The sequence below is a fragment of the Streptomyces termitum genome, assembly GCF_014650175.1.
Classification (GTDB): Bacteria; Actinomycetota; Actinomycetes; order Streptomycetales; family Streptomycetaceae; genus Streptomyces; species Streptomyces termitum.
Genome location: NZ_BMUL01000023.1, coordinates 1 through 25291, shown reverse-complemented (window position 1 = coordinate 25291; position 25291 = coordinate 1). Strand labels below are relative to the sequence as shown.

The following is a 25291-nucleotide window of genomic DNA, read 5'->3' as shown; positions in this document are numbered from 1 at the left end:
CCCGGGTGGTGGTGTGTGCGTCGGGCGTGGGGCGTGGGGGTGGTGCCGCGCCGGGGGTCGGCGCGGCACCGGGCGGGGCGGGCGGCGGGTCAGTCCAGGTCGTCGAGGAGCGCGAAGAGTTCCTCGTCGCTCGCCGTCTCCAGGTCCTGGTCGTCCTCGGGGGCGTCCTGCGGGCCGCCGTGCGCGGTCTCGGCCGTCCTGAGGAGGTCCCGCAGGCGGGCGGTGATGAGGTCACGGGCCTCCTGGTCGGGTGCGGCGGCGGCGATGGCCGCCTCCAGTCCGGCGAGGGGGGTGAGGACGGGGTCGGCGGGCGACGCCTCGCGGACGGCGAGGCCGTCGAGGAGGTGGGCGGCGAGCGCCTGCGGGGTGGGGTGGTCGAAGACGAGCGTGGTGGGCAGGCGCAGTCCGGTGGCCCGGTTGAGCTGGTTGCGCAGTTCGACGGCGGTGAGCGAGTCGAAGCCGAGCTCCTGGAAGGCGCGGTCGGGGGCGATGCCGCCGGGGTCGCCGTGGCCGAGGACGCCGGCGACCTGGGCGCGGACGAGGTCGGTGAGGGTGCGGGCGCGGTCGGCGGGGCCGAGGGCGGCGAGCCGTTCGGCGAGCGGGGGCTGGCCGTCGGTGCCGTCGCCCGCGGTGGCGGCGGTGCGGCGGGCGGCCGGTCCGGCCAGGGCGCGCAGGACGGGCGGCAGGTCGTCGCCCCGGCTGCGCAGGGCCGCCGTGTCGAGGCGGGTGACGGCGAGGACGGCCTCGCCGGTGGCGGGGGCGGCGTCGAAGAGCGCGGTGGCCTCGCGGGTGGCGAGGGGGCGCAGGCCGACGCGGGCCAGGCGGCGCAGGTCGGTCTCGTCGAGGCCGCCGGAGAGGGTGCTGGCCTCGGCCCACAGGCCCCAGGCGAGGGAGAGGCCGGGCAGGCCGTGGGCGCGGCGGTGGGCGGCGAGGGCGTCGAGGAAGGTGTTTCCGGCGGCGTAGTTGGCCTGTCCGGCGGTGCCGATGAGGCCGGCGACGGAGGAGTAGAGGACGAAGGCGGTGAGGTCGAGGTGGCGGGTGAGGTCGTGGAGGTGCCAGGCGGCGTCGATCTTGGGCCGCAGGACGGTGTCGAGGCGGTCGGGGGTGAGCTGGGCGGCGATGCCGTCGTCGAGGACGCCGGCGGTGTGCACGACGGCGGTCAGCGGGTGTTCGGCCGGGATCGCGGCGAGGACGGCGGCGAGGGCGGCGCGGTCGGTGACGTCGCAGGCGGCGGTGGAGACGTGGGCGCCGAGGGCTTCGAGTCCGGTGCGGAGTTCGGCGGCGCCGGGGGCGTCGGGGCCGCGGCGGCTGAGGAGGAGGAGCCGGCGGGCGCCGTGCTCGGTGACGAGGTGGCGGGCGATGACGGTGCCGAGGGCGCCGGTGGCGCCGGTGACGAGGACGGTGCCCCGGTCCCAGGCGGGGGCGGCCTGCGGTTCGGCGGGCGGGGTGGTGCGGGTGAGGCGCGGGACGGCGAGGGCGGCGGCGCGCACGGCGGTCTGGGGTTCGCCGCTCGCGACGGCGGCGTCGAGGAGCCGGTCCTCGGCGGCACGGTCGGCGGGGGCGGCGGCCGGGTCGAGGTCGACGAGGACGACGCGGCCGGGGTTCTCGGTCTGGACGGACCTGAGGAGGCCCCAGACTCCGGCGTGGACCGGGTCGGCGACGTCCTCGGTGCCGGTGGCGACGGCGCCCCGGGTGGTGACGAGGAGGCGGGTGCGGGCGAGCCGGTCGTCGGCGAGCCAGGCCCGTACGGTGCGCAGGACGCGGTGGACGGCGGCGCGGGCCCGGTCGGGCAGGCCGGGGTCGTCCCCGGGGACGGCGGGACCGTCGGCGGCGGCGGTGAGGTGGAGGAGGGCGGGGGCCTCGGCGCCGTCGTCGAGCGCGGCGGTCAGGGCGCGTACGGCGTCGTCGTCGACGATCTCCGTCCGGGCGGTGCCGGGCGGGACGGGTCCGGGGGCGGGCAGCGGGGTCCAGGCGAGGGCGAACAGGCCGTCGCGGGCGGTCGTGCCGGCCCCGCGGAGGGCGTCCTCGGCGAGGGGGCGGAGCAGGAGGGAGTCCGCGGTGGCGACGGGGGCGCCGGTGCCGTCGGCGACGGTGAGGGCGGCGCGCAGCGCGTCGGGGGCGGTGCGGTCGAGGGAGAGGCGGACGCGCAGGACGGTGGCGCCGGTGGCGTGCAGGCCGACGCCGGACCAGGAGAACGGCAGCCAGGAGGTGCCGCCGGGGGCGGTGACGCCGGGGAGCAGCGGGTGCAGGGCGGCGTCGAGGAGGGCGGGGTGGAGGCCGAAGCGGGGGGCGTCGGCGCGGTGGTCGTCGGGGAGGGCGACCTCGGCGTAGAGGTCGTCGCCGGCCGTCCACAGGCGGCGCAGGCCGCGGAAGGCGTCCTGGTAGCCGTATCCGGCGGCGGCGAGCCGGTCGTAGACGCCGTCGAGGTCGGTCTCGGTGGCGCCGGCCGGCGGCCAGACGGGCAGCCCCTCGGGGGCCGGGGTGCCGGTGGCGGCGGCGAGGCGGCCCTCGGCGTGCAGGGTCCAGGGCTGTTCGGTGCCGTCGTCGTCGCCGTCGGGGCGGGCGTAGACGGCGAGGGCGCGGCCGCCGTCGGCGTCAGGTTCGCCGGTGACGAGCTGGAGCTGGACGGCGCCCCGTTCGGGCAGGAGGAGGGGGGCGGCGAGGGTCAGTTCGTCGACCCGGTCGAGGCCGACCCGGTCGGCGGCGGCCAGGGCCAGGTCGAGGAGGCCGGTGGCGGGCAGCAGGACGGTGTCCTGGACGGCGTGGCCGTCGAGCCAGGGGTGGGTGCGGCGGGAGAGCCGGCCGGTGAGGAGGTACGCGTCCCGGTCGGCGACGCGGACGGCCGCGCCGAGCAGCGGGTGGCCGGTGGCGGCGAGGCCGAGGCCCTCGGCGTCGCCGGGGGCGGTGTCGCCCTCCAGCCAGTAGCGGGAGCGGTCGAAGGAGTAGGTGGGCAGGTCGGTGCGGCGGGCGCCGGGGAAGTACGTGTCCCAGTCGGGGCGGGCGCCGCGCAGCACGGTGCCGGCGAGGGCGGCCGCGGCGGTCTCGGTCTCGGGGCGGCCCGCGCGCAGCATGGGGGCGAGGAGGCCCGCCTCGCGGGTCAGGCAGTCCTGGGCCATGGCGGTGAGGACGCCGTCGGGGCCCATCTCCACGTAGTCGGTGACGCCGAGTTCCTCCAGGTGGCGGATGCCGTCGTGGAAGCGGACCGCGCCGCGGATGTGGTCGGCCCAGTAGCCGGGCGAGGTGAGCTGCTCGGTGGTGGCGAGGACACCGGTGACGTTGGAGACGACGGGGATGCGGGGGGCGTGGTAGGTGAGGCATTCGGCGACGGCGCGGAACTCGTCGAGGACCTCGTCCATGTGCGGGGAGTGGAAGGCGTGGCTGACGGGCAGTCGCTTCGTCTTGTGGCCGCGGGCCCGCCACAGGGTGCTGATCTCGGCGACGAGGGCCTCGTCGCCGGAGATGACGGTGGAGCGGGGGCCGTTGAGTCCGGCGATGGCGACGGCGTTCGGGTCGTGGTCGGCGAGCAGGGCCCGTACCTCCTCCTCGCTCGCCTGGAGGGCGGCCATGGCGCCGCCCTCGCGGGCGGCCTGCATGAGCCGGCCGCGTTCAGCGACGAGGGTGCAGGCGTCGGCGAGGTCGAGGACCCCGGCGAGGTGGGCGGCGGTGACCTCGCCGATGGAGTGGCCGAGGAGGTAGTCGGGGGTGAGGCCGTGGTGTTCGGCGAGGCGGAAGAGGGCGACCTCGATGGCGAAGAGGGCGGCCTGGGTGAAGGCGGTCTGGTCGATGAGGGCGGAGTCGGCGGAGCCGGCGGGGGCGAAGAGGACGTCCTTGACGGGGCGGAACAGTTCGGTGTCGAGGTGGGCGCACACCTCGTCGAGGGCCCGGCGGAAGACGGGGGACGCCGCGTACAGGTCGCGGCCCATGCCGAGCCGCTGGCTGCCCTGGCCGGTGAAGAGGAAGGCGGTACGGCCCCGGGGGCCGGGGGCGGCGCGGACGACGGCGGGGGCCGTCTCGCCCCGGGCGAGGGCGGCGAGGCCGTCGAGGAGGGTGGTGCGGTCGGTGGCGAGGACGGCGGCGCGGTGGTCCAGGGCGGCGCGGGTGGTGGCCAGGGAGAGGCCGGTGTCGTGGATGTCGTGGCCGGGGTGGTCGGTGAGGTGCCGGTGGAGGCGTTCGGCCTGGCGGCGCAGGGCGGGCTCGTCCTTGGCGGTGAGCAGCCAGGGGCGGGGGGTGGTGTCGTCGCCGGGGGCCGGGGCCTGGGTCCGGGCCGGGGTCGGGGCCTGGGGGGCTTCGAGGATGACGTGGGCGTTGGTGCCGCTGATGCCGAAGGAGGAGACGGCGGCGCGGGCCGGGCGGCCGGTCTCGGGCCAGGCGCGGGCCTCGGTGAGGAGTTCGACCGCGCCGGTCTCCCAGTCGATGTGCGGGGAGGGGTTCTCGGCGTGGAGGGTGCGGGGCAGGGTGCCGTGGCGCATGGCCTGGATCATCTTGATGACGCCGCCGACGCCGGCGGCGGCCTGGGCGTGCCCGATGTTCGACTTGAGGGAGCCGAGGTAGAGCGGCCGGTCCTCGGGCCGGTCCTGGCCGTAGGTGGCGAGGAGGGCCTGGGCTTCGATGGGGTCGCCGAGGCTGGTGCCGGTGCCGTGCGCCTCGACGGCGTCGACGTCGGCGGGGGCGAGGCCCGCCCCGGCGAGGGCCTGGCGGATGACGCGTTCCTGGGCGGGGCCGTTGGGGGCGGTCAGCCCGTTGGAGGCGCCGTCCTGGTTGACGGCCGAGCCGCGCAGCACGGCGAGGACCCGGTGGCCCCGGCGGCGGGCGTCGGAGAGCCGCTCGACGAGGAGGAGGCCGACGCCCTCGGCCCAGCCGGTGCCGGAGGCGTCGGCGGAGAAGGAGCGGCAGCGGCCGTCGGTGGACAGGCCGCGCTGGCGGGAGAACTCGACGAAGGTGTGGGGGCCGGACATGACGGTGACGCCGCCCGCGAGGGCGAGGTCGCACTCGCCCTGGCGCAGGGCGCCGGCGGCGAGGTGGAGGGCGACGAGGGAGGAGGAGCAGGCGGTGTCGACGGTGAGGGCGGGGCCTTCGAGGCCGTAGGTGTAGGCGAGGCGGCCGGAGACGACGCTGGAGAGGTTCCCGGCGAGGAGGAAGCCCTCGAACTCCTCGGGGCTCTTGGCGAGCCGGGAGGCGTAGTCGTCGTACATGGCGCCGGTGAAGACGCCGGTGGGGGTGCCGCGCAGGGTGGCCGGGTCGATGCCGGCGCTCTCGAAGGTCTCCCAGGCGGTCTCCAGGAGGAGGCGCTGCTGCGGGTCGGTGGCGGTGGCCTCGCGGGGCGACATGCCGAAGAAGGCGGGGTCGAAGCGGTCGGCGTCGTGGAGGAAGCCGCCGTGGCGGGTGTAGGAGGTGCCGGTCTTCTCCGGGTCGGGGTCGTAGAGGGCGTCCAGGTCCCAGCCGCGGTTGTCGGGGAAGGCGCTGATGGCGTCGGTGCCGTCGGCGACGAGCCGCCACAGGTCGTCGGGGGAGGCGACGCCGCCGGGGAAGCGGCAGGCCATGCCGACGATGGCGATCGGTTCGTCGGCGGTCGCGGCCGGGCGGCGGACCGGGGCGGCGGCCGGGGTGCTGCCCGCGGTCCGCCGGTGCAGGTGGGCGGCGAGGGCGGCGGGCGAGGGGTGGTCGAAGACGGCGGTGGCGGGCAGCCGCAGTCCGGTGAGGGTGTTGAGCCGGTTGCGGAGTTCGACGGCGGCCAGGGAGTCGAAGCCGAGCTCCTTGAAGGCGCGGTCGGGGTCGATCCCGTCGGGGGCGGCGTGGCCGAGGACGCCCGCGACGGCGCCCCGGACGAGGTCGGAGACGGCGGTCCGGCCCTCTTCCTCGGGGAGGGCGGCGATCCGGCCGGCCCAGCCGTCGGTGCCGCCCGCCGCCGGGCTCGGGGCGGCCGCGGCCCGCGCGGGGGCGGGGCGGGAGCGGACGAGGGCGCGGAGCAGGGCGGGGGGCCGGCCGTCGGCGCCGCGCAGCCGGGCGGGGTCGAGGAGGGCGGGGACGAGGAGCGCGTCGTCGGTGGCGAGCGCGGTGTCGAGGAGGGCGAGGCCGGTGTCCGGGTCGAGGGGGGTGATGCCGGCGCGGGTCCAGCGGGCGAGGTCGGCCTCGCCGAGCCGGGCGCCCATGCCGTGGCTGGAGTCCCACAGGCCCCAGGCGAGGGAGAGGCCGGGCAGGCCCTGGGCGCGGCGGTGGGCGGCGAGGGCGTCCAGGTAGGTGTTGGCGGCGGCGTAGTTGGCCTGTCCGGCGGTGCCGGTGAGGCCGGAGACGGAGGAGAAGAGGACGAAGGCGGCGAGGTCGAGGTCGCGGGTCTGCTCGTGCAGGTGCCAGGCGGCGTCCGCCTTGGGCCGCAGGACGTCCGCCAGCTGCCCGGGGGTGAGGGAGCCGAGGGTGGCGTCGTCGAGGACGCCGGCGGTGTGCACGACGGCGGTGAGCGGGTGGTCGGGGTCGATGCCGGCGAGGAGGGCGGCGACGGCGAGGGGGTCGGCGGCGTCGGCGGCGACCGTGGTGACGTGGGCGCCGAGGGCGGTGAGTTCGTCGGCGAGCCGGTCGGCGCCGGGGGTGGCGGGGCCGCGGCGGCTGGTGAGCAGCAGGTGGCGGACGCCGTGGGCGGTGACGAGGTGGCGGGCGAGGAGGCCGCCGAGGCCGCCGGTGCCGCCGGTGACGAGGACGGTGCCGTCGGGGTCGAGGCGGGGGGCGCCGTCGGGGGCGGGGGTCCGGTCGCGGCTGAGCCGGGGGGCGTGGATCCGGGTGCCGCGCAGGGCGAGCTGGGGTTCGTCGGCGGCGAGGGCGGCGGGCAGCCGTTCCTCGGCCTCGGGGCCGCCGTCGGTGTCGACGAGGACGATCCGGCCGGGGTGCTCGCTCTGGGCGGTGCGCAGCAGGCCCCACAGGGGGGCGGCGGCGAGGCCGGGGACGGGGTCGCCGGGGGTGGTGGCGACCGCGCCGGTGGTGACGAACGCGAAGCGGGTGCCGGCCCGTTCGAGGTCGTCGTCGGCGAGGAGGCGCTGGGCGAGGGCGAGGGTGCGGGCGGCCGTCTCGTGGGCGGCGGCCGGGGTGTGGGGGGCGGGGTCGGGGGTGATCCGGACGACGAGGACGTCGGCTTCTTCGCCGTCGGCGGCGAGGGCGGCCGGGTCGGTGGTGTCGGGGAGTTCGGTGACGCGCGGCGCGGGTCCGGTGGGGGCGGCCGGGCCGGTGAGGGGCGTCCAGGCGACGGTGAAGAGGCCGTCGGTGGTGGGCGCGGGGGCGATCCGGTCCTTGGCGACGGGCCGCAGGAGGAGGGTGTCGACGGCGGCGACGGGGGCGCCCGCCGCGTCGGCGAGGTGCAGGGCGACGGTGTCGGGGCCGGTCGGGGTGACGCGGACGCGCAGGGTGGTGGCGCCGGAGGCGTAGGGGGTGACGCCGCTCCAGGCGAAGGGGAGGCGGATGGTGTCGGGCGCGTCGGGGTCGGCGGCGTCGAGGACGACGGGGTGGAGGACGGCGTCGAGGAGGGCGGGGTGGACGCCGTACCGGGCGGCGGCCCCGTGCTGCTCGTCGGGGAGGGCGACCTCGGCGTACGTGCTGCCGTCGGCGCCGTCCCAGAGGGCGCGCAGGCCCTGGAAGACGGGGCCGTACCCGTAGCCGAGGGCGGCGAGCCGGGGGTAGGCGTCGTCGGTGGGGCGGGGCCGGGCGCCGGCGGGCGGCCAGGCGCGCAGGGCGTCGAAGGCGGGGTCCTCGGCGGCCGGGTCGGGGGCGGGGGCGAGGGTGCCGGAGACGTGGCGGGTCCAGGCGGCCTGCTCCTCGTCGGTGTCGGGCCGGGAGTGGAGGGTGAAGGAGCGGGCGCCGGAGGCGTCGGGGGCGGCGACGGCGAGCTGGACGCGGACGGCGTCGCGTTCCCCGGGCAGGGCGAGGGGGGCTTCCAGGGTGAGTTCGGCGAGGTGCTCGGCGCCGGCCGCGCGGCCCGCCGCGGTGGCGAGTTCGACGAAGGCGGTGGCGGGGACGAGGACGGTGTCCTGGATGCGGTGGTCGGCGAGCCAGGGGTGGGCGGTGGTGGAGAGCCGGCTGGTGAGGACGAGGCCGTCGCGGTCGGCGAGTTCGACGGAGGTGGCCAGGAGCGGGTGTCCGGCCGGGTCGAGGCCGAGGCTGCGGGCGTCGGTGCGGGCCTCGGGCCGCAGCCAGTAGGGGGCGCGGGTGAAGGCGTAGGTGGGCAGGTCGGCGCGGGCGGCGCCGGGGAAGAACGACGCCAGGTCGAGGGGGGCGCCCAGGGTGTGGGCGGTGGCGAGTCCGGTGGCGAGCGCGGTGGTCTGCGGGCGGCCGGCCCGCTGGAGGGCGACGGCCCGGGAGCCGGGGGCGCGGAAGGAGCCGGCGGCCATGGCGGTGAGGACGGCGTCGGGGCCGGCCTCGACGAAGACGGTGACGCCCTCGTCCTCCAGGGTGCGGGTGGCGTCGAGGAAGCGGACGGCGCCGCGGATCTGGCGCACCCAGTAGTCGGCGGTGCGCAGGTCGTCGCCGGTGGCGAGCGCGCCGGTGAGGGTGGAGACGACCGGGACGCGCGGCGCGTGGTAGGTCAGGGTCTCGGCGACGGCGCGGAAGGCGTCGAGGATCTCGTCCATGTGCGGCGAGTGGAAGGCGTGGCTGACCGTGAGGCGGCGGGTCTTGCGGCCCTGGGCGTGCCAGGTCCCGGCGACGGCCTCGGCGGCCTCGGCGTCGCCGGAGACGACGACGGCGTCGGGGCCGTTGACGGCGGCGACGGCGAGCCGGTCCGCGTACGGGGCGAGGGTCGGGGCGATCTCGTCCTCGGAGGCCTGGACGGCGATCATCGCGCCGCCGGGGGTGGCGGCCTGCATGAGCCGGCCCCGGGCGGCGACGAGCGCGGCGGCGTCGTCGAGGGAGAGGACGCCGGCGGCGTGCGCGGCGGCGATCTCGCCGACGGAGTGTCCGGCGACCGCGTCGGGGGTGAGGCCGTGGGCCCGGAGCAGCGCGTGGAGGGCGGTCTCCAGGGCGAAGAGGGCGGGCTGGGTGGCGCGCGTCTCGTGGAGCGGCGCGGAGTCGTCCGTACCGGCGTCGGCGAACATGACGTCGCGCAGCGGGCGGCCGAGGTCGAGGTGCGGGTCGAGGGCGGCGCACGCCCGGTCGAGGGCGGCGGCGAAGACGGGCTGGGTCTCGTACAGTTCGCGGCCCATGCCGGGGTGCTGGGCGCCCTGGCCGGTGAAGAGGAGGGCGGTGCGGCCCGCTCGGGCGGCGGAGCCGGTCACCAGGTGGGGGGCGTCGAGGCCGTGGCGCAGCGCGTCGAGGCCGGTGCGGAGGTCGTCGGCGGTGGTGCCGGTGACGACGGCCCGCTCGGTCCAGGTGGCGCGGGTGGTGGCGAGGGCGAGGCCGACGGCGGCGGGGTCGGTGTCCACCGGGTCGGCCCCGGGGGCGGTGGCAGCGGCCGCGGCGCCGGTGGCCGCGGTCTCGGGGGCCGCGGTGCCGGTGGCCGCGGTGAGGTGCTGGTGGAGGCGTTCGGCCTGGGCGGCGAGGGCGGTCCGGTCGGGGGCGGACAGGGCCCACAGGACGGGTGCGGTGCCGGATGCCGGGGCGTCCCGCTCCGCCGGGGGCCGGGCCGCGTCGCACGGTTCCGCCTGTTCGACGATGACATGGGCGTTGGTGCCGCTGATGCCGAAGGAGGAGACGGCGGCGCGGGCCGGGCGGCCGGTCTCGGGCCAGGCGCGGGCCTCGGTGAGGAGCTCGACCGCGCCGGCCTGCCAGTCGGCGTGCGGGGTGGGCTCGGTGACGTGCAGGGTGCGCGGCAGCAGGCCGTGCCGCATGGCCTGCACCATCTTGATGACGCCGCCGACGCCGGCGGCGGCCTGGGCGTGCCCGATGTTCGACTTGAGGGAGCCGAGGTAGACGGGGTGCCGGTCGTCCCGGCCGCTGCCGTAGGTGGCGAGCAGGGCCTCGGCCTCGATGGGGTCGCCGAGGCGGGTGCCGGTACCGTGCGCCTCGACGGCGTCGACGTCGGCGGGGGTGAGGCGGGCGTCGGCGAGGGCCTGGCGGATGACGCGTTCCTGGGAGGGCCCGTTGGGGGCGGTCAGGCCGTTGGAGGCGCCGTCCTGGTTGACGGCCGTCCCCCGGACGACGGCGAGGACCCGGTGGCCGTGGCGGCGGGCGTCGGAGAGCCGCTCGACGAGGAGGAGGCCGACGCCCTCCGCCCAGGAGGTGCCGTCGGCGTCGGCGGAGAAGGACTTGCTGCGGCCGTCGGCGGCGAGGCCCCGCTGCCGGGAGAACTCCACGAACATGCCGGGCGCGGACATGACGGTCGCGCCGCCCGCCAGGGCGAGGGTCGTCTCGCCCTGGCGCAGCGACCGGACGGCCATGTGGAGGGCGACGAGGGAGGAGGAGCAGGCGGTGTCGACGGTGAGCGCGGGGCCGACGAGGCCGAGCTGGTAGGCGATGCGGCCGGACATGACGCTGCTGGTGGAGCCGGTGAGGAGGTGGCCCTCGACGCTCTGGGGGGCGTCGTGCAGGCGCGGCCCGTAGTCGAGGGCGGTGGCGCCGACGAAGACGCCGGTGCGGCTGCCCTTGAGGGTGTGCGGGTCGATGCCGGCGCGCTCGACGGCCTCCCACGCGGTCTCCAGGAGGAGGCGCTGCTGCGGGTCCATGGCGAGGGCCTCGCGGGGCGAGATGCCGAAGAAGCCGGCGTCGAAGAGGGCCGCGTCGTGGAGGAAGCCTCCTTCGTCGACGGAGCTCTTGCCGGAGCGTTCGGGGTCCCGGTCGTACAGGTCCTCGTCCCAGCCCCGGTCGGTGGGGAAGCCGGAGATGGCGTCGGTGCCGTCGGCGACGAGCCGCCACAGGTCCTCGGGGGAGGCGACGCCGCCGGGGTAGCGGCAGGCCATGCCGACGATGGCGATGGGCTCGTCGTCCTGGAGCGGGGTGGGGGACGGTACGTCGTCGGCGGTGCCGGCCGTGCCGGTGAGTCCGGCCTCCAGGTGGGCGGCGAGCGCCTCCGGGGTGGGGTGGTCGAAGAGGAGGCCGCCGGCCAGGCGCAGTCCGGTGGCCTCGGCGAGCCGGTCGCGCAGCTCGACGGACATGAGGGAGTCGAAGCCGAGGTCCTTGAAGGAGGTGCGGGCGTCGGCGCGGCGCCCGTCGTCGTGGCCGAGGACGGCGGCGATGTGCGCGGCGGTCAGGTCGGTGACGGCGCGGGACCGCTCGGCGGGGGTCAGCGCGGCCAGCCGGGCGCCGAGCGCGCCCCGGGGGGCGGGGGCGGAATCCGTCCGCTCGGCGGGGGCGGCCGGGAGGGCGGGGGCGGCGCGGCCGGTGCCGCGGGCGTCGATCCAGTACCGCTCGCGCTGGAAGGCGTACGTGGGCAGGGGGACGCGGCGGGCGCCGGTCCCCTCGTACAGCGCCTCCCAGTCGACGGGGACGCCCCGGGTGAAGAGGGTGGCGAGGGCGGTGAGCAGGCCGGTGACCTCGTCGCGGCCCCGGCGCAGGGCGGGCACGGCTCCTTCGGCGAGGGCGGAGAGGACGCCGTCGGGGCCGATCTCCAGGTACGAGGTGACGCCCTCGGCGGCCAGGGTGTCCACGGCGTCGGCGAAGCGGACGGTGCCCCGGACCTGGTCGGCCCAGTACTGGGCGGTGCGCAGGTCGTCGCCGGTGGCGAGCGCGCCGGTGAGGGTGGAGACGACCGGTATCTCCGGTGCCGTGTAGGCGAGTTCGGAGGCGCGGGCCGTGAACTCCGCCAGCATCGGGTCCATCAGCGGCGAGTGGAAGGCGTGACTGACCGAGAGCCGCTTGGTCTTGCGGCCCTGCTCCGCGAGCTTCTCCGCCGCCGCGAGGACGGCGGTCTCGTCGCCGGAGAGGACCACGGAGGCGGGGCCGTTGACCGCCGCGACCGCCACCGCGTCGTCGAGGAACGGCAGCACCTCGTCCTCGGTGGCCTGTACGGCGACCATCGCGCCGCCCTTCGGCAGCGCCTGCATCAGCCGCGCCCGCGCCACCACCAGACGGACCGCGTCCTCCAGCGAGAACACCCCGGCCACGTGCGCGGCGGCGAGCTCACCGATCGAGTGCCCGGCCACGAAGTCCGGGCGCACACCCCAGGACTCCACCAGCCGGAAGAGCGCGACCTCGACGGCGAACAGCGCGGGCTGCGTCCAACCGGTCTCGTCCAGCCCCTCCCCCGACGCGATCACTTCACGCACCGAACCGCCCAGACCCGCGTCCAGAAGGTCCGCGATCTCGTCGAAGGCGGCGGCGAACACCGGGAACGAGGCGTGCAGTTCACCCGCCATCCCGACGCGCTGCGCGCCCTGGCCGGTGAAGAGGAAGCCGAGCCGGCCGTCCCGCACCCGGCCGGTGACGACGCCCGCGTGGGGGGTGGCCCGGGCGAGGGAGTCGAGACCGGTGAGGAAACCTTCCTTCGCGTCGGCGAGGACGACGGCCCGCTCGTCGAAGAGGGTACGGGTGGCCAGCAGCGAGCGGCCGGTGTCGGCGGTGCCCGCCGCTCCCCCGCCGGCGAAGGTGCCGAGCCGCGCGGCCTGGGCGCGCAGGGCGTCCGGCGTCTTCGCGGAGAGGACCCAGGGCAGCACGCCCCGCCCGTCCGCCGGGGCCGGCTCCGGGGTCGCGGCGGCGGGGGCCTCGGTGACGACGACGTGGCAGTTGGTGCCGCCCATGCCGAAGGAGGAGACGCCCGCGACGAGGGGGCGGTCGGGGTGCGGCCAGGGGCCGAGGGCGCGCGGCACGGCGAGGCGGAGGGCGTCGAGGTCGATGGCCGGGTTCGGCGTCTCGAAGTTCAGGCTCGCGGGGATGCGCCGGTGGGTGAGGCTCAGCAGGGCCTTGAGCAGGCCGACCAGTCCGGCGGCCCCTTCCAGGTGGCCGACGTTGGTCTTCGCGGAACCGACGAGGAGGGGGTCGCCGGGGGCGCGGTGGGCGGTGAAGACGTCGCCGAGGGCGGCGGCCTCGATGGGGTCGCCGACGGGGGTGCCGGTGCCGTGCAGTTCGACGTACTGCACGTCGGAGGGGCTGATTCGAGCCTTTTCGTGGGCGGCGCGGATGACCTGCGCCTGGGCCGTGCGGCTGGGCACGGTGAGGCCGGGGGTGGCGCCGTCGTTGTTGACCGCGCTGCCCCGGATGACGCCGTAGATCCGGTCGCCGTCGGCGAGGGCCCGGTCCAGCGGCTTGAGGAGGACGGCGGCGCCGCCCTCGCCCCGGACGAAGCCGTCGGCGCGGGCGTCGAAGGTGTGGGCGGTGCCGGTCGGGGAGAGGCCGCCGAAGCGCTCCTCGGCGACGGCGCTCTCGCCCAGGATGTTGAGGTTGACGCCCGCCGCGATGGCGGTGGCGGACTCGCCCGAGCGGAGGGATTCGCAGGCCAGGTGCACGGCGACCAGCGAGGACGACTGGGCGGCGTCGACGGTGAGGCTCGGTCCGCGCAGGCCCAGGTGGTAGGAGACCCGGTTGGCGATGACGCCCCGGTTGAGGCCGGTCATCGAGTGCTGGGTGAGGGCCTGTTCGCCGTGCTGGTGGGCGAGGCCGGCGTAGTCGTCGCGGAGGGTGCCGACGAAGACGGCGGTACGGGAGTCGCGCAGCGCGGCGGGCAGGACGCCGGCGTCCTCCAGGGCCTCCCAGGCCAGTTCGAGGACGAGGCGCTGCTGCGGGTCCATGGCGGCGGCCTCGCGCGGCGAGATCCCGAAGAAGGCGGCGTCGAAGTCGCCGACGCCGTCGATGAACCCGCCCCGGCGGACGCCCGCTCCGGGGGCGGCGGCGGAGGTGTTCCAGCGGCCCTCGGGCACGTCGGTGATCGCGTCGGCGCCGTCGCGGAGCAGCTCCCAGAAGCCCGCCGGACCACAGTCGCCCGGAAGCCTGCCGGCCATGCCGATGACGGCCACGGCTCCTTCGTCCCCGCGCGGCGCCCGGTTCTCCACAGAATTGCCATTGCTCGTCATCGCGGTCGGCTGCCCTTTCTTGGCTGGCTTCGAAACGGCGTGAAAGCTGAGTCATCACGTCACCACACTCGAACGCCGACTTTAGAACCGGTCGGCCGATTTCCTCTCAACAGCCGCTCATGACCGGGTAACCGATGCGGTTTCCCTGTTCCGGCGCCGTTCCGTTACTGGGCGGTGGACATCCGGTGAGGCGGTCCCGGATACGTTCGGAACGCTTCTGCGCCGGAAACACGCCAACTCCTCGGCGTCACGTCTGAAGAAAGCAGGGAAAGCTCGTCATGAGTCTTCTGACCAACGATGTGGAAAAGCACACCGCGTTGTACGAGGCGGCCTTCAACTCGGGGGACGCCGACGCGGTGAACGCGATGTACACCGATGAGGCCGTCGCCGTCTGGGAGCCCGGCCGGCCGCTCTCCGGCGAGGCCCGCAAGGCGGCCGTCAAGGAGTTCCTGGCCCGCAAGCCGAAGATGAGCGCCAAGCCGCGCCAGTCGTTCGTGACGGGTGACACCGCGCTGCTGATCGTGGACTGGTCGATCGCCACCGTCGACGACGACGGCGCGCCCGAGCTGCTGACGGGCGTGGGCGTCGACGTCCTGCGCAAGGGCGCGGACGGCAACTGGCGCTACGCGATCGACGACCCGTACGGCGAGCAGTAGGCGGTTCCGGTCCGGCCGGTCCCGGGCCCGTACGGGTCCCCGGGCCGCCGGGGCCGGCCGGACCGCCCCCCGTGGCAGCAGGCCGCGGACCGCGCGCAGCGCACACTGCGCCCGGTCCGCGGCCTCGTCGCGTCCCGGGCCCCCGCACGGCGGCAGGACGGGCCCACGCGCACGGACGGCCCGGCTCGCGCACGCGGACGGCCGGGCCTCGCGTGGCAGTGGGACGGCCCGTACACCCGGACGGCCGGAGAGCGCGCACGCGGACGGCCGGAGGCCGGGGACGGGGGCCCTCTCCCCCGTCCCCGGCCTCCGGCCGTCCGGTCCTGCCGTCCCGTCTAGAAGAACTCGGTGTCCGGGTCGAGGCCGACGAGGATCCGGCCGTACGCCTCGAAGCCGCCGAGCGGCGCCATCAGGCCGTGCAGGGCGAGCCCCTGGATGTCCCGGTGGACGCGCTGGAAGGGCTGGGCGCGCTGGATGACGGACGCGCCGCTGACCGAGTGCAGGAGGTCGACGGCCTCCTTCGCCAGCAGGACGGCGTACGTGATCCGGCTGCGGATCTCCACCCGGTCGTTCACGCCGAGCCGCTCGTCGGCGTCGGCGGCGCCCTGCATGCGCAGGGTCCAGTCGTCGGCGAGCGCCTGGGCCGCGGCGATCTTGTTGGCGGCGGCGGCGACCTGGAACTGGATGTGCGGGTGCGCCCGCTGCTCCTCCCAGTGCGTGTAGGCGATGCTCTTGCCGGGGAGCCGGTCGAGGAAGAGTTCGAGGCCGGCGCGGGCCATGCCGATGTAGGCGGCGGCGGAGAGCGCCATCACGTAGGCGGTGAGCCCGTACTCCCGGCCGGTGCCGGCGGTGTGGGCGCGGTCGGCGACCTGGCCCTCCAGGACCTCGAAGCCGTCCACGACGCGGTGGGCGGGGACGAAGAGGTCCTTCACCGAGGAGGTGCAGCTGCCGGTGCCGGCGGCGGCGGTGACGTCCCAGTCGTCGGCGAGGGTCATCGCGGAGGCGGGCACGATCGCGTAGACCTCCTCGTGGACGTCGTCGGAGCGCTCCACGAGGGCGGCGAGGATGTTCCAGTCGGCGGCGCGGATGCCGGTGTTGAAGCGCCAGCCGCCGTTGAGGACGAAGCCGTCCTCGGTGCGGGTGGCGCGGCCGGTCGGGGTGAAGCCGCCGGAGACCTTCAGGGAGCCGCCGCTCGTCCCGTAGATCTCCTCCTGGGCGCGGTCGGGGTACTGGGAGACGATCCAGGCGCTGGAGATCCAGGCGTTGGCCACCCAGCCGGTCGATCCGCAGCCGCGGGCGATCTCCGCGACGACCGCGTGCTGGTCGGCGAGGGGGAGGTCGAGGCCGCCGAACCTGCGCGGGACGGCGGACCGGAAGACGCCGGCCTGCTCCAGCAGTTCGATGTTCTCCTCGACGAGCCAGCCTCGCTCCTCCGTGGCGGGTCCGTTCGCCCGGAGGGTGGGGACGAGCTCCCGCACCGCTTTCCGTAGGGTGCCGGAGTCGATGTCGACCGTGGCCATCCTGCTCTCCTCTGCCGTTTCGTCATTCGATTCCGGGCCGACTTTAATGCCGCCCGGTCTCCTTTCTTCCGTCGTCCGCTCACGCCCGGGTCATCGCCTCCGAAGGCCCCTGGTGAGTGGCGGGTTACCGCTGCGTGAGAAGTGTTCGGTGAAGTGCTGGGTAACTTCTTCGTGCACCTCTCTCAGGCGATCACATGCCATGATCAAGAAAGTGGGGCCTCATTCCCATGAGCATTCCCGGCGTCACCGTCGACTTCGACGTCAACAACCCGGATCTCACCGGAGACACCGACACCCAGAACGAGATCTTCATTCAGCTTTTCAACTCCGGCGACGGGGCGCTGTTCGACCTTCTGTACCGGGACGACGCGATCTCGAACTTCTCCGGATCTCCCCTGACGGGCGAGGCGCGGCTGGCGTTCTTCAAGGAGTTCCTGGCGCCCAAGCCGTTCCTGAAGGCCGAGGTGACCCATGCGTACGTGGCCGGCGACGTGGCCCTGATCGGCGTGCGGTTCAGCGTCGACAGCACCGGTCCGGACGGGGAGCCCGTGCGGCTGGAGGGCAGCTGCACCGACGTGCTGCGCCTCGGCGAGGACGGCCGGTGGCTCATGGCCATCGACCGGCCGGTCGCGGGAACTCTGCTGCCCGAGTGATCGGTTGACCCTTCGGGCCCGGTACGCCGTACCGGGCCCGGCGGGTGCGGTCCGCCGGTCCCGGCCGGGCCCGGCGGACCGGTCGCGGTGGGCCGGAGCGGCGCACCGCGATCCCCGTCCGAACCCCGTTCCGGCCGGTCGGCGGTCCGCATGGTTCCGGACGGCGTCGAACCGGCGGATGGAAACCGCAGGGACGGTTCATTACGCTGGTCGGCCTTGAGGGCCCGTCAGGCCGAGCCCCAGGCATCCACGGAGAGCACCATGGCAAAGCAGGAACGCGCGGTCCGTACGCGTGGGACGCTCATTCGGTCCGCAGCGGAGATCTTCGACACGGACGGCTTCGTCGCCGCCTCGATCTCCGCCATCAGCAGCCGGGCCGGGGTGAGCGGCGGTGCGCTCCACTTCCACTTCCCCAGCAAGAGCGCCCTGGCGGAGGCGATCGAGGCGGAGGCCGAACGCCGGCTCCGGCTGATCACCTGCCGGACGCCCGCGCCGTCCGAGTGTCCCCTGCGCCTGCTGGTCGACGCCTCCCACGAGCTGTTCGACCAGCTGAACAACGATGTCGTGCTGCGCGCCGGCTTCTCCCTGGGCTGCGAGGCGGCCTGGCGGGGCGAGGTGGACCTGCACGGGCAGTGGAAGGACTGGATCGGCAGCACGCTCGCCTCGGCCGCCGACCGGGGCGTCCTCGCGGACGGCACGGCGCCGGAGGACGCGGCGACGGTGGTGGCCGCGTCGACCGTGGGCTTCGAGGCACTCGGCCGGAAGAACCCCGAATGGCTCTCGCCGCAACGGCTCGGCCGTTTCTGGCGGTTCATGCTCCCCCGCCTGGAGCGGGAGGGGCGAGCGGAAGCGGTCTTTCAGAAAGGGACGCAGTGAACAGCATCTGGTTCCGGCGGTTCGGAACGGCCCCCGACGGCGCGGTGAAGCTGGTGTGCTTCCCGCACGCGGGCGGCGCGGCCAGCTCCTACCTGCCGCTCGTGAAGGCCCTGGCGGGACGGCTGGACGTGCTCGCCGTGCAGTACCCGGGCCGGCAGGACCGGCGCCGGGAGCGGCCCTTCGACAGCGTCGACGCGCTGGCCGGGGCCCTCGCCGAGGAGGTGCGGCCCCTCACCGGAGGGGCGTACGCCCTCTTCGGCCACAGCATGGGCGCCGTCGTCGCGTACGAGACGCTGCGGCGGCTGCTGCGCGACGGGCTTCCCGCGCCGCGCCGGCTGTACGTCTCCGGGCGCGGCGCCCCGGCGCCCCGGCCGCACGTCAACGACGTCCTCACCACCGACGCCGAGGTGCTCGCCGCGGTGCGCGCGCTCGGCGGCACCGTCCCGGACGTCCTGGACGACCCCGAACTGCGGGAGATGGTGATGCCGGCCCTGCGCGCCGACTACGGGGCGCTGGGCGCCTACCGCTGGTCCGGCGGGGCACCGCTGCCCGTGCCGGTCACCGCGCTGGTCGGCGACCGCGACCCGGTGGTGGACACGGCCGCGTCGGCCGGGTGGCGGGCGCACACGACGGGCGGTTTCGACCTGCGCGTCTTTCCCGGCGGGCACTTCTACCTCGACGCGCACGCCGCCGGTGTCGCGGACCTCGTCGTCGAGGGCCTCGCCGCCACGGGACTGCCGGCGGGCGCGGACGCCTGAGCGGAGCCGCACGCGCGAGGACCCGTACCGGAAGGATCGGTACGGGTCCTCGCGCGTGCGGCTCCACGGGAAAAGCCCCGGCGCGGACAGGGATCCCCTCACCTGTCCGCGCCGGGAGTCACACCCACCACCGGAAGGACGCGCGTCCGCGCGCCGTCGTCTCGCCGTGCCGGGGCCTCACCTCCTGCTCTCGTCGGTCCAGATGCGGCTGCTGAGGTCCGACCCGCGCAGCACCTGCACGCGCCAGGGGTCGATGCGCAGCACGTGGTACTTGGGGTCGTCGGGGCCGCCGCGCCAGAAGTTGAGCGGGTTGTAGCCGACGCCCGCCGGGCTCCCCTTGCGGTAGAGGTCCCACGCGTACCGCCGGGTCTCGGGGTCCTCGGCCCAGGTGGAGACGCTGTCGATGAAGACGGCGTTCTGGCGGGGGTTCCAGTACGAGTACGTGGTGTGCGGGTTGTTGGCCAGGTGCGCCACCTTCACCGGGGTCTTGTAGGCGGCCAGCCAGCCGATCGGCTTCCCGTCGACCACTTCCCAGATGGGCAGCAGGACCCGGGCCCGGGGGCGCGCCTTCTTGTCCACGGTGATCATCGTGCAGTAGACGATGTCCTGGATGTAGGAGAAGAACTTGTCCTCGATTTCCGAGAAGGATTCCACTTTGTCGGCCATAACGATTCCTCTCGGTATCCGGCAGCTCCGCCCCGCGGTGAGGCGACGTCGTCAGGAATTCTTGGAACCAGCATGCGGCAGCGTTCCGGAACGGGGAAGAAGGCACTTTGAAGTCACCTACTTATCCGGCGGTCACCATCGGGCGGGCACGCGGCCGGCGGCCGGTCCCACCCGGCCCCTTCCAGCCGCCGGAGTCGGCGGGACCCGCCGGGCAGGTCCGTCGGCAACCCGTCCGACCAGCACCTTCCGGCTATCGGACGGTCGGGTTCCGGTCACTCCCTGCTCAAGACCGCCTCAAGGCCCCCGTGAGAACCTTTGGGCAGATTTTCACGGAAAGCGCATCAGAAGCGCCGGGCGACACTCTCATTCTTACGCCTCGTCCGCCCGATGCGCTCCCACGTCACTTTCATTCCTTGGAGCGGGGGCCATGAAATTCAGACTGCTGGGGCCACTGGAAGCGATAGCGGCGGACGGCCCGGTCGTCCTGGGCGGGACGAAACAGCGCGCGACGCTGGGTTATCTCCTGCTGCACGCCAACCGGGTGGTGGCCACGAGCGAACTCGTCCAGGCGCTGTGGGACCTGGAGGACGTACCGGCGTCGGCCAGGAAGATCCTGCACAACGCGATCTGGGGGCTGCGGACCGTCCTCGCCGACGGCGCCGCCACCGCCCCGCCCGGCACCACCGCGCCGGAGCTGGTCACCAAGGCACCGGGGTACGTGCTCCGCGTCGACCCGGACGACGTGGACCTGCTGGTCTACCGCCGACGGGTGGCCCGGGGCCGGGCCGCGCTCGCCGCGTCCGCGCCCGCCGAGGCGGCGCGGCTGCTGCGGGAGGGGCTCGACCTGTGGGACGGACCGCTCCTCGCCGACCTGGCGGAGTCCGGCATCACCTGGCCGGAACTGGACGCCGCGCGCCGGGACCGGCTCGACGTCCTGGAGGACCTGTTCGACGCCGAACTGGAGTGCGGGCGCCACTATTCGCTCCTCGGCGAACTGACGATGATGGCCGAGGCGGAGCCGCTGCGGGAGCGGGCCTGCGGGCAGCTGATGCTCGCGCTGTACCGCTGCGGCCGGCAGGCCGACGCGCTCGGCGCCTACGAGCGGGTCCGATCGGCCCTGGTCGAGGACCTCGGCCTGGAGCCGGGGCACGATCTGCGGACCCTCCAGCACGCGATCCTCACCCACGACCCCGCGCTGACCTGGACCGCCGCGGCCCCGGCGGCCGTCGAACCCCCGGGCTTCTCCGCGTCCGTCGGCTCCGTCGCTTCCATCGACTCCGTCGGCTCCGTCGCTTCCATCGCTTCCGTCGATTCCGTCATTGTTTTCGCCGACCCTCCCGCCGCCGCTCCCCCGGCCCCCGAACCGGCCCCCGCTCCCACCGGGGCGCCGCGCACCGGCCGGGCCGGCGTGACCGAGCGGATCCCCGTAAGCGCCCTGCTCGTGGGGCTGCGCCGGGGCAGTCTGGACGAGGTCGCCCCCGGGGAGATCGACACCGCCCAGCACGCCGTCGAGGACGTCATCGCCCACTTCGGCGGCACGGTGGTCGCCGCGATCGGCTCGCTCACCCTGGCCCTCTTCGGGGTCGGCGGGCACCGGGACGACGACCCCGAGCGGGCCGTACGGGCCGCCCTGGCGCTGCGCGAGAGGTTCCCCCCGGGCGGGGCGCCCGCCTTCCGGGCCGCCGTGACCACCGGCCGGGCCCTGGTGCGGCTCGCCGCGGCCGCCGAGGGCAGCCGGCCGTCGGCGGTGGGCTCCCTGCTGGACGACGCGCGGGCGATGCTCGGCCGATTACCCGACGGGGAGGTCTGGATGAGCGGCGCCACCCGGCTCGCGACCGGGTCCTTCGTCGCGGCGCGGACGGCCGACGACTGCTCGGACGACTGGCAGGTCCTCGGTCTGGTGGGGGCCGACGCCGCCCTGCGCACCGACCGCGAGCACGAACTGGGCGTGCTGAACGGCCTGCTCGACTGGGCCCGGCACAGCTCCGTGCCGCACCTGGTGACCGTCCTGGGCGCGCCGGGCGTCGGCAAGTCCCATCTGCTCACCGAGTTCGAGCGGAGCATCGCCGTGCAGCCGGGGTCCACGGCCCGCGTGCTCATCGCGCGCGCCCCGGGCACCGGCCCGCTGTCGATCCCCCGGGCGACCCTCGCCCGCTACTGCGGCGTCCTGCCCCGGGACGGCCTCCAGGGCGCGCGGGCCCGGCTCGCCGCGGCCGTCTGGCGGCTGCGGCTGCCGAAGGCCCGCCGCGCCCTGCTCTACCGGCTGCTGCTCCCGCTCCTCGGCCCCGGCGCCGCCCCGGCGCGGCCACCGTCGGACGGCGAAGTCCTCGATGCCTGGGCGGAGTTCCTGACCGCCGCCGCCGTGCTGGAACCGGTCGTGGTGGTCGTCGACGACGCGCACCGCGCGGACGACGCCGTACTGGACCGGCTCGCGTCCCTCCCGGACGACGCGGGGACGGCTCCGCTGCTGGCGGTGGCCACCGCCCGGCCCGAACTCCTGGAGCGGCGGCCCGGCTGGGGCGGCGGCAAGCACCGCTCCTCGACCCTGACCCTGCTGCCCCCGCCGGCCGCCCCGAACCCCCGGGGCAGACGCGTCTCCGTATGACCCCTCATGTACGCCCCCGGGTCCCGGGGCCGGATCCCGGTCGGGTTCCGGCCCCGGTGCGCGGGGTCAGGCCGCCGCCGGGGTCCCGGTCAGGCGCGCGCCGTCCGCCTCGCGGAAGATCACGCAGAGCGCCCGCAGGCCCTCCTCCAGCTGCCGGATCTCCGCGTCCGTCAGGAGCAGGGACGGCTCGAACCGCAGCGTGTTGACGGCGCTCGCGGTCGGGAACGTACGGATGCGGTGCTCGCGCAGCAGGTATCCGGCGGCCGTGTAGCCGAGCAGGCCCGCGCTCTCCCGGATCGCCGCGGAGGCGGAGCCCGCCTGGTCGTGGAACTCCAGGCCGAGCATCAGGCCGCGCCCCCGGACGTCCTTGACCGCGTCGGGGTGGTCGGCCGCGACCGCCCGGAGCATGCCCTCCAGCTTCTCGCCGCGCTCGCGGATCGTGCGGTACGCGGCGCCGCCGTCGGCCTCCAGGATCTCCAGGACCTCCTGCGCGACGTAGCAGGAGAAGGCGTCCTTCGCGAAGGTCGAGCTGTGCACCAGCTCGAATTCGGGGCGGTACAGGGAACCGCGGGTGAGCATCACCGAGGTCTTCGCTATTCCGCCGCCGAGGCTCTTGGCCAGGGTGTAGTAGTCGCCGCGCAGCCCGAGTGCCGAACTCGCCAGGAAATCGCCGGTGCGGCCCATTCCGCTCTGTACCTCGTCCACGACGACCGGGCATTCGATCTCCGCACAGATCCGCTGGATCTCGCGGGCGAATTCCTTCGTGAGGACGTGGATGCCGCCCTCGCCCTGCACGGGTTCGAGGACGAAGGCGCAGAAGACCGGGGAATTCCGCTCGACGGCGTGGACCTGACCGTCGCGGACGACCAGGTCCAGGACGGTGGCCCGCTCGGCCTCGACGACCGCCTTGAGCGCCTCGGGGCTGCCGGCCGGGACGAAGCGGGCCGGGGCGGCGAGCGCCGCGAAGGGGGCCCGGTAGCCCTCGTTGTGGGTGAGCTGCACGCTGCCGACGAGCTTGCCGTGGAAGCCGCCCTCCAGGGTGAGGAAGACCGGCGGGCGGTCGAGCTGCCGGGCGTTGTGCCGCTCCACCGCCGCCGTCAGGGCGCCGAAGCCGTCCTCCGGCCCGGCCGGGCGCTCCACCCCGGCCAGGGCGTACGCCTCCGGGGCGACGGTCGCGCCGCCGAGGACCGCGAGCCGGGCGGCGGCCAGGTGGTCGGCCAGTTCGCCGGCGAGGTCCCGCAGGCGCATCCCCCGGTCGAGCTCGGCGTGCTTGACGGCGGCCTCGACGGCCTCGGCACCGGTGTTGGCGAAGATCGCCGCGTAGGACTCGTCCGTGCCCAGCTCGCGCCGGATGATCCGGTTCAGCGCGAGCGCCACGTCGTTGGCGTACGGGTGCCGGGAGAACTGCGCGTGCACGGGGGTGCCCGCGGCGAGCAGCCGCTGCGCGTGCGCCGTGATCCGCGGGTGGTTGTGGCCCAGGATCAGCGAGCCGTAACCGCCCGCGAAATCGACGACGGGAATTTCCTCCCCGTTCGCGTCCCGGTAGTAGAGCGTGTTTCCCTCGGCCCGTACGTAGTGGACGTCGAGACCGACCGAGGACAGCCAGTCCAGAAGATACGGTTCGGCGAGCCGCTGATCGGCAGGGACGGTTTCCATGAACACCCCTCACACTGGTTCCATAGTGTCTTGGCGAAGCTTCCCGACCTTACCGAGAGGCGTTCCGCGACCGGCCAGCACCGGGTCACGCACCGGTAATCGGGGGTGCCCGGATTCGGCAGACCGGAGAGTTACCGGAGGATTCCCGCCGCCCCGTACGTTTCCCTCCATGGATTATCCGAAGGAATCATCATGAATTCGGTGTCGACGGAGGTCGCCGCCTCCTGGGAGCAGCTCGCGCAGCCGGCGTCGCTGCGCGAGGTCATGGCCCGGTTCGCGACCGGCGTGACCGTGCTGTCCGTCGGCGGGGAGCACGTCCACGGGATGACGGCCAACGCCTTCACCTCGGTCTCCCTGGACCCGCCGACCGTCCTGTGCTGCGTGGCCCACAGCGCGGTCATGCACGGCGCGATCCGCGCCGCCGGGCACTTCGGGGTGTCGATCATGGGTGCGGGGCAGGAGTCCCTGGCCCGGTTCTTCGCCGACAAGAAGCGCCCGCTGGGGCCCGAGCAGTTCTCCGGGGTCGACTGGGCCCCGGGTCCGCGCACCGGCGCGCCCCTGCTGCACGGGGCGCTGGCGTGGCTGGAGTGCGAGCTGTCCACGGCGTACGACGTCGGCGACCACTCCCTCTTCGTGGGGACCGTGGTCGGCACCGGCCGGGGTGGTGACGCGGACGGGCTGCTGTTCTTCGACGGCGCGTTCCAGCGGGCCGTCTCCTCCCGATGACCGCCCCGGCGGGCGCGGGCGGCTGGGGCACCCTCATCGGCCCCGGTTTCGCCGAGGCGCTCCAGCAGGGCCTGGACCGGGTGGCGCGCAGCGCCCCGCCCCGGGGCGGGGTCGCCCGCGCCCTCGTCCCCGTCGAGGCGGGCGGTCCTTCGGGGCCGCTGCGGGAGCACGTCGAGGCGGTGCTGCGCCGGTTCGAGGCGGCGCTGCCCGGCGTGCTGCCCCCGGAGGACCGGGACGCCCCGGTCCGCGAACCCCTGAGGCGGTGGGCCGGTGCGGTGCTCACCGCCGCCTACGGCCCGGCGTCCCCTCCCGTCCCCGGCTCAGGGCCCGGGGGCGGGGGCGGGGCGCCGGGCGTGCCGGGACCGGGCCCCGCCGGTCCCCATCTCCCGCTCGCTTCCGCCCTGTTGATGGAGTGTGCCGTGCTCCAGATGATGGAGAGCGGCTGCCTGGACGGGCCGTCGGTACGGGCCCTGGGCGAGGCGCTCCGGGCGGCCGGGCCGGTGGAGCGGGCCGGGCCGGGCGCCTGCTGCTGGGGCGAGCGGCGGCGCATCGCGCGCGAGCTCCACGACGAGGTCGCCCGGGGCGTCACCGCCGCCCGGGCGATGGTGGAGCGGTGCGCGACGGAGCCGCCGGTCCCCCAGGACACCGGCCGGCTGCTCGCCGCCGGGCACGCGCTGCGCGAGGCCGAGCTGCGGCTGCGCGCCCTGGTGCGCGGGGAGCGGAGCCGGGCCGCGCTGCCCGCGCTCGGTTCCGCCGTGCGCCGGTTCGCCGCCGGACTCGCCCCCGAGGGCGTCCGGTTGAGCGTCCGGACGACGGGCGACGAGGGGCTGATCCCCGACGCCCGGCGCCGGGACCTGTACCTGGTGGTCTGCGAGGCGCTGCGCAACAGTTTCGCGCACGCGGACGCCCGCCAGGTGAAGGTCGTCGTCCGCTGTACCCGGTGGTGGGCCTACGCGAGCGTCGAGGACGACGGGCGCGGCTTCGACTCGGGGCGCGCGCTGCGGCCGGGCCACGGCCACCAGGGGTTCCGCTCGATGGCGGAGCGGATGGAGGACATCGGCGGCCGGCTGACCGTCAGCAGTTCCCCGCTGGAGGGGACTCTCGTAGAGGCGCATCTGCCGCTGCGTCCGCGTGCCGAGGGCGCGCGGACCCGATCCACACACGTCTGAGGAGCCGTCGTGCGCAAGGTGCTCATCGCCAACCGTGGCGAAATCGCTGTTCGTGTCGCCCGTGCCTGCCGGGACGCCGGGATCGCGAGC

At 75.6% G+C, this 25291-nt stretch carries 12 protein-coding genes; 8 read left to right on the top strand and 4 right to left on the bottom strand.

Translation table 11 applies throughout. The features are described 5' to 3' along the window. Positions 1-89: 89 nt before the first annotated feature. Complete coding sequence (locus IE219_RS29170) at positions 90-13916, bottom strand: type I polyketide synthase (RefSeq protein WP_189982932.1); 13827 nt, start codon at positions 13914-13916, stop codon at positions 90-92. 278 nt (positions 13917-14194) lie between these two features. Between IE219_RS29170 and IE219_RS29165 the strand changes: the two genes are divergently transcribed. Further along, positions 14195-14572: a YybH family protein gene (locus tag IE219_RS29165; RefSeq protein WP_189982931.1), complete on the top strand. Its 378-nt coding sequence runs from the start codon at positions 14195-14197 to the stop codon at positions 14570-14572. Positions 14573-14907: 335 nt separating this feature from the next. Here IE219_RS29165 and IE219_RS29160 read toward each other — a convergent pair whose 3' ends face one another. Beyond that, positions 14908-16092, bottom strand: coding sequence for an acyl-CoA dehydrogenase family protein (locus tag IE219_RS29160; protein WP_189982930.1), 1185 nt, complete (start codon positions 16090-16092; stop codon positions 14908-14910). Positions 16093-16319: 227 nt separating this feature from the next. On the opposite strand from IE219_RS29160, the gene IE219_RS29155 reads away from it, so the two are divergent. The 3 genes from IE219_RS29155 (at position 16320) to IE219_RS29145 (ending at position 18379) form a co-directional block, all read left to right on the top strand. Next, positions 16320-16745 (top strand): YybH family protein, encoded by a 426-nt coding sequence (locus IE219_RS29155; RefSeq protein ID WP_189982929.1) that lies wholly within the window; start codon positions 16320-16322, stop codon positions 16743-16745. A gap of 261 nt (positions 16746-17006) precedes the next feature. Continuing rightward, positions 17007-17621, top strand: coding sequence for a ScbR family autoregulator-binding transcription factor (locus tag IE219_RS29150; protein WP_189982927.1), 615 nt, complete (start codon positions 17007-17009; stop codon positions 17619-17621). Next, on the top strand, positions 17618-18379 hold the full coding sequence (locus tag IE219_RS29145; protein ID WP_229850152.1) for a thioesterase II family protein: 762 nt from the start codon (positions 17618-17620) through the stop codon (positions 18377-18379). The genes IE219_RS29150 and IE219_RS29145 overlap by 4 nt, the downstream gene beginning before the upstream one ends. A 177-nt stretch (positions 18380-18556) precedes the next feature. Here the strand turns inward: IE219_RS29145 and IE219_RS29140 are convergent, their stop codons facing one another. After that, on the bottom strand, positions 18557-19045 hold the full coding sequence (locus IE219_RS29140) for a pyridoxamine 5'-phosphate oxidase family protein (RefSeq protein ID WP_189982922.1): 489 nt from the start codon (positions 19043-19045) through the stop codon (positions 18557-18559). Positions 19046-19472: 427 nt separating this feature from the next. Between IE219_RS29140 and IE219_RS32360 the strand changes: the two genes are divergently transcribed. Continuing rightward, positions 19473-21650 carry a BTAD domain-containing putative transcriptional regulator gene (locus tag IE219_RS32360; RefSeq protein ID WP_189982920.1) on the top strand — a complete coding sequence of 726 codons (2178 nt, stop codon included), beginning with the start codon at positions 19473-19475 and terminating at the stop codon, positions 21648-21650. Between the two features lie 66 nt (positions 21651-21716). Here the strand turns inward: IE219_RS32360 and IE219_RS29130 are convergent, their stop codons facing one another. Continuing rightward, on the bottom strand, positions 21717-23306 hold the full coding sequence (locus IE219_RS29130; RefSeq protein WP_189982918.1) for an aspartate aminotransferase family protein: 1590 nt from the start codon (positions 23304-23306) through the stop codon (positions 21717-21719). A gap of 192 nt (positions 23307-23498) precedes the next feature. Here IE219_RS29130 and IE219_RS29125 point away from each other — a divergent pair, with 192 nt between their 5' ends. From IE219_RS29125 to IE219_RS29115, 3 genes are all read left to right on the top strand, one after another. Then, on the top strand, positions 23499-24032 hold the full coding sequence (locus tag IE219_RS29125; protein ID WP_189982917.1) for a flavin reductase family protein: 534 nt from the start codon (positions 23499-23501) through the stop codon (positions 24030-24032). Beyond that, on the top strand, positions 24029-25201 hold the full coding sequence (locus IE219_RS29120) for a sensor histidine kinase (protein ID WP_189982915.1): 1173 nt from the start codon (positions 24029-24031) through the stop codon (positions 25199-25201). Before IE219_RS29125 ends, IE219_RS29120 begins: the two co-directional genes overlap by 4 nt. 9 nt (positions 25202-25210) lie before the next feature. Then, a partial coding sequence (locus tag IE219_RS29115; RefSeq protein ID WP_308434054.1) for a biotin carboxylase N-terminal domain-containing protein occupies positions 25211-25291 on the top strand: 81 nt, incomplete at its 3' end.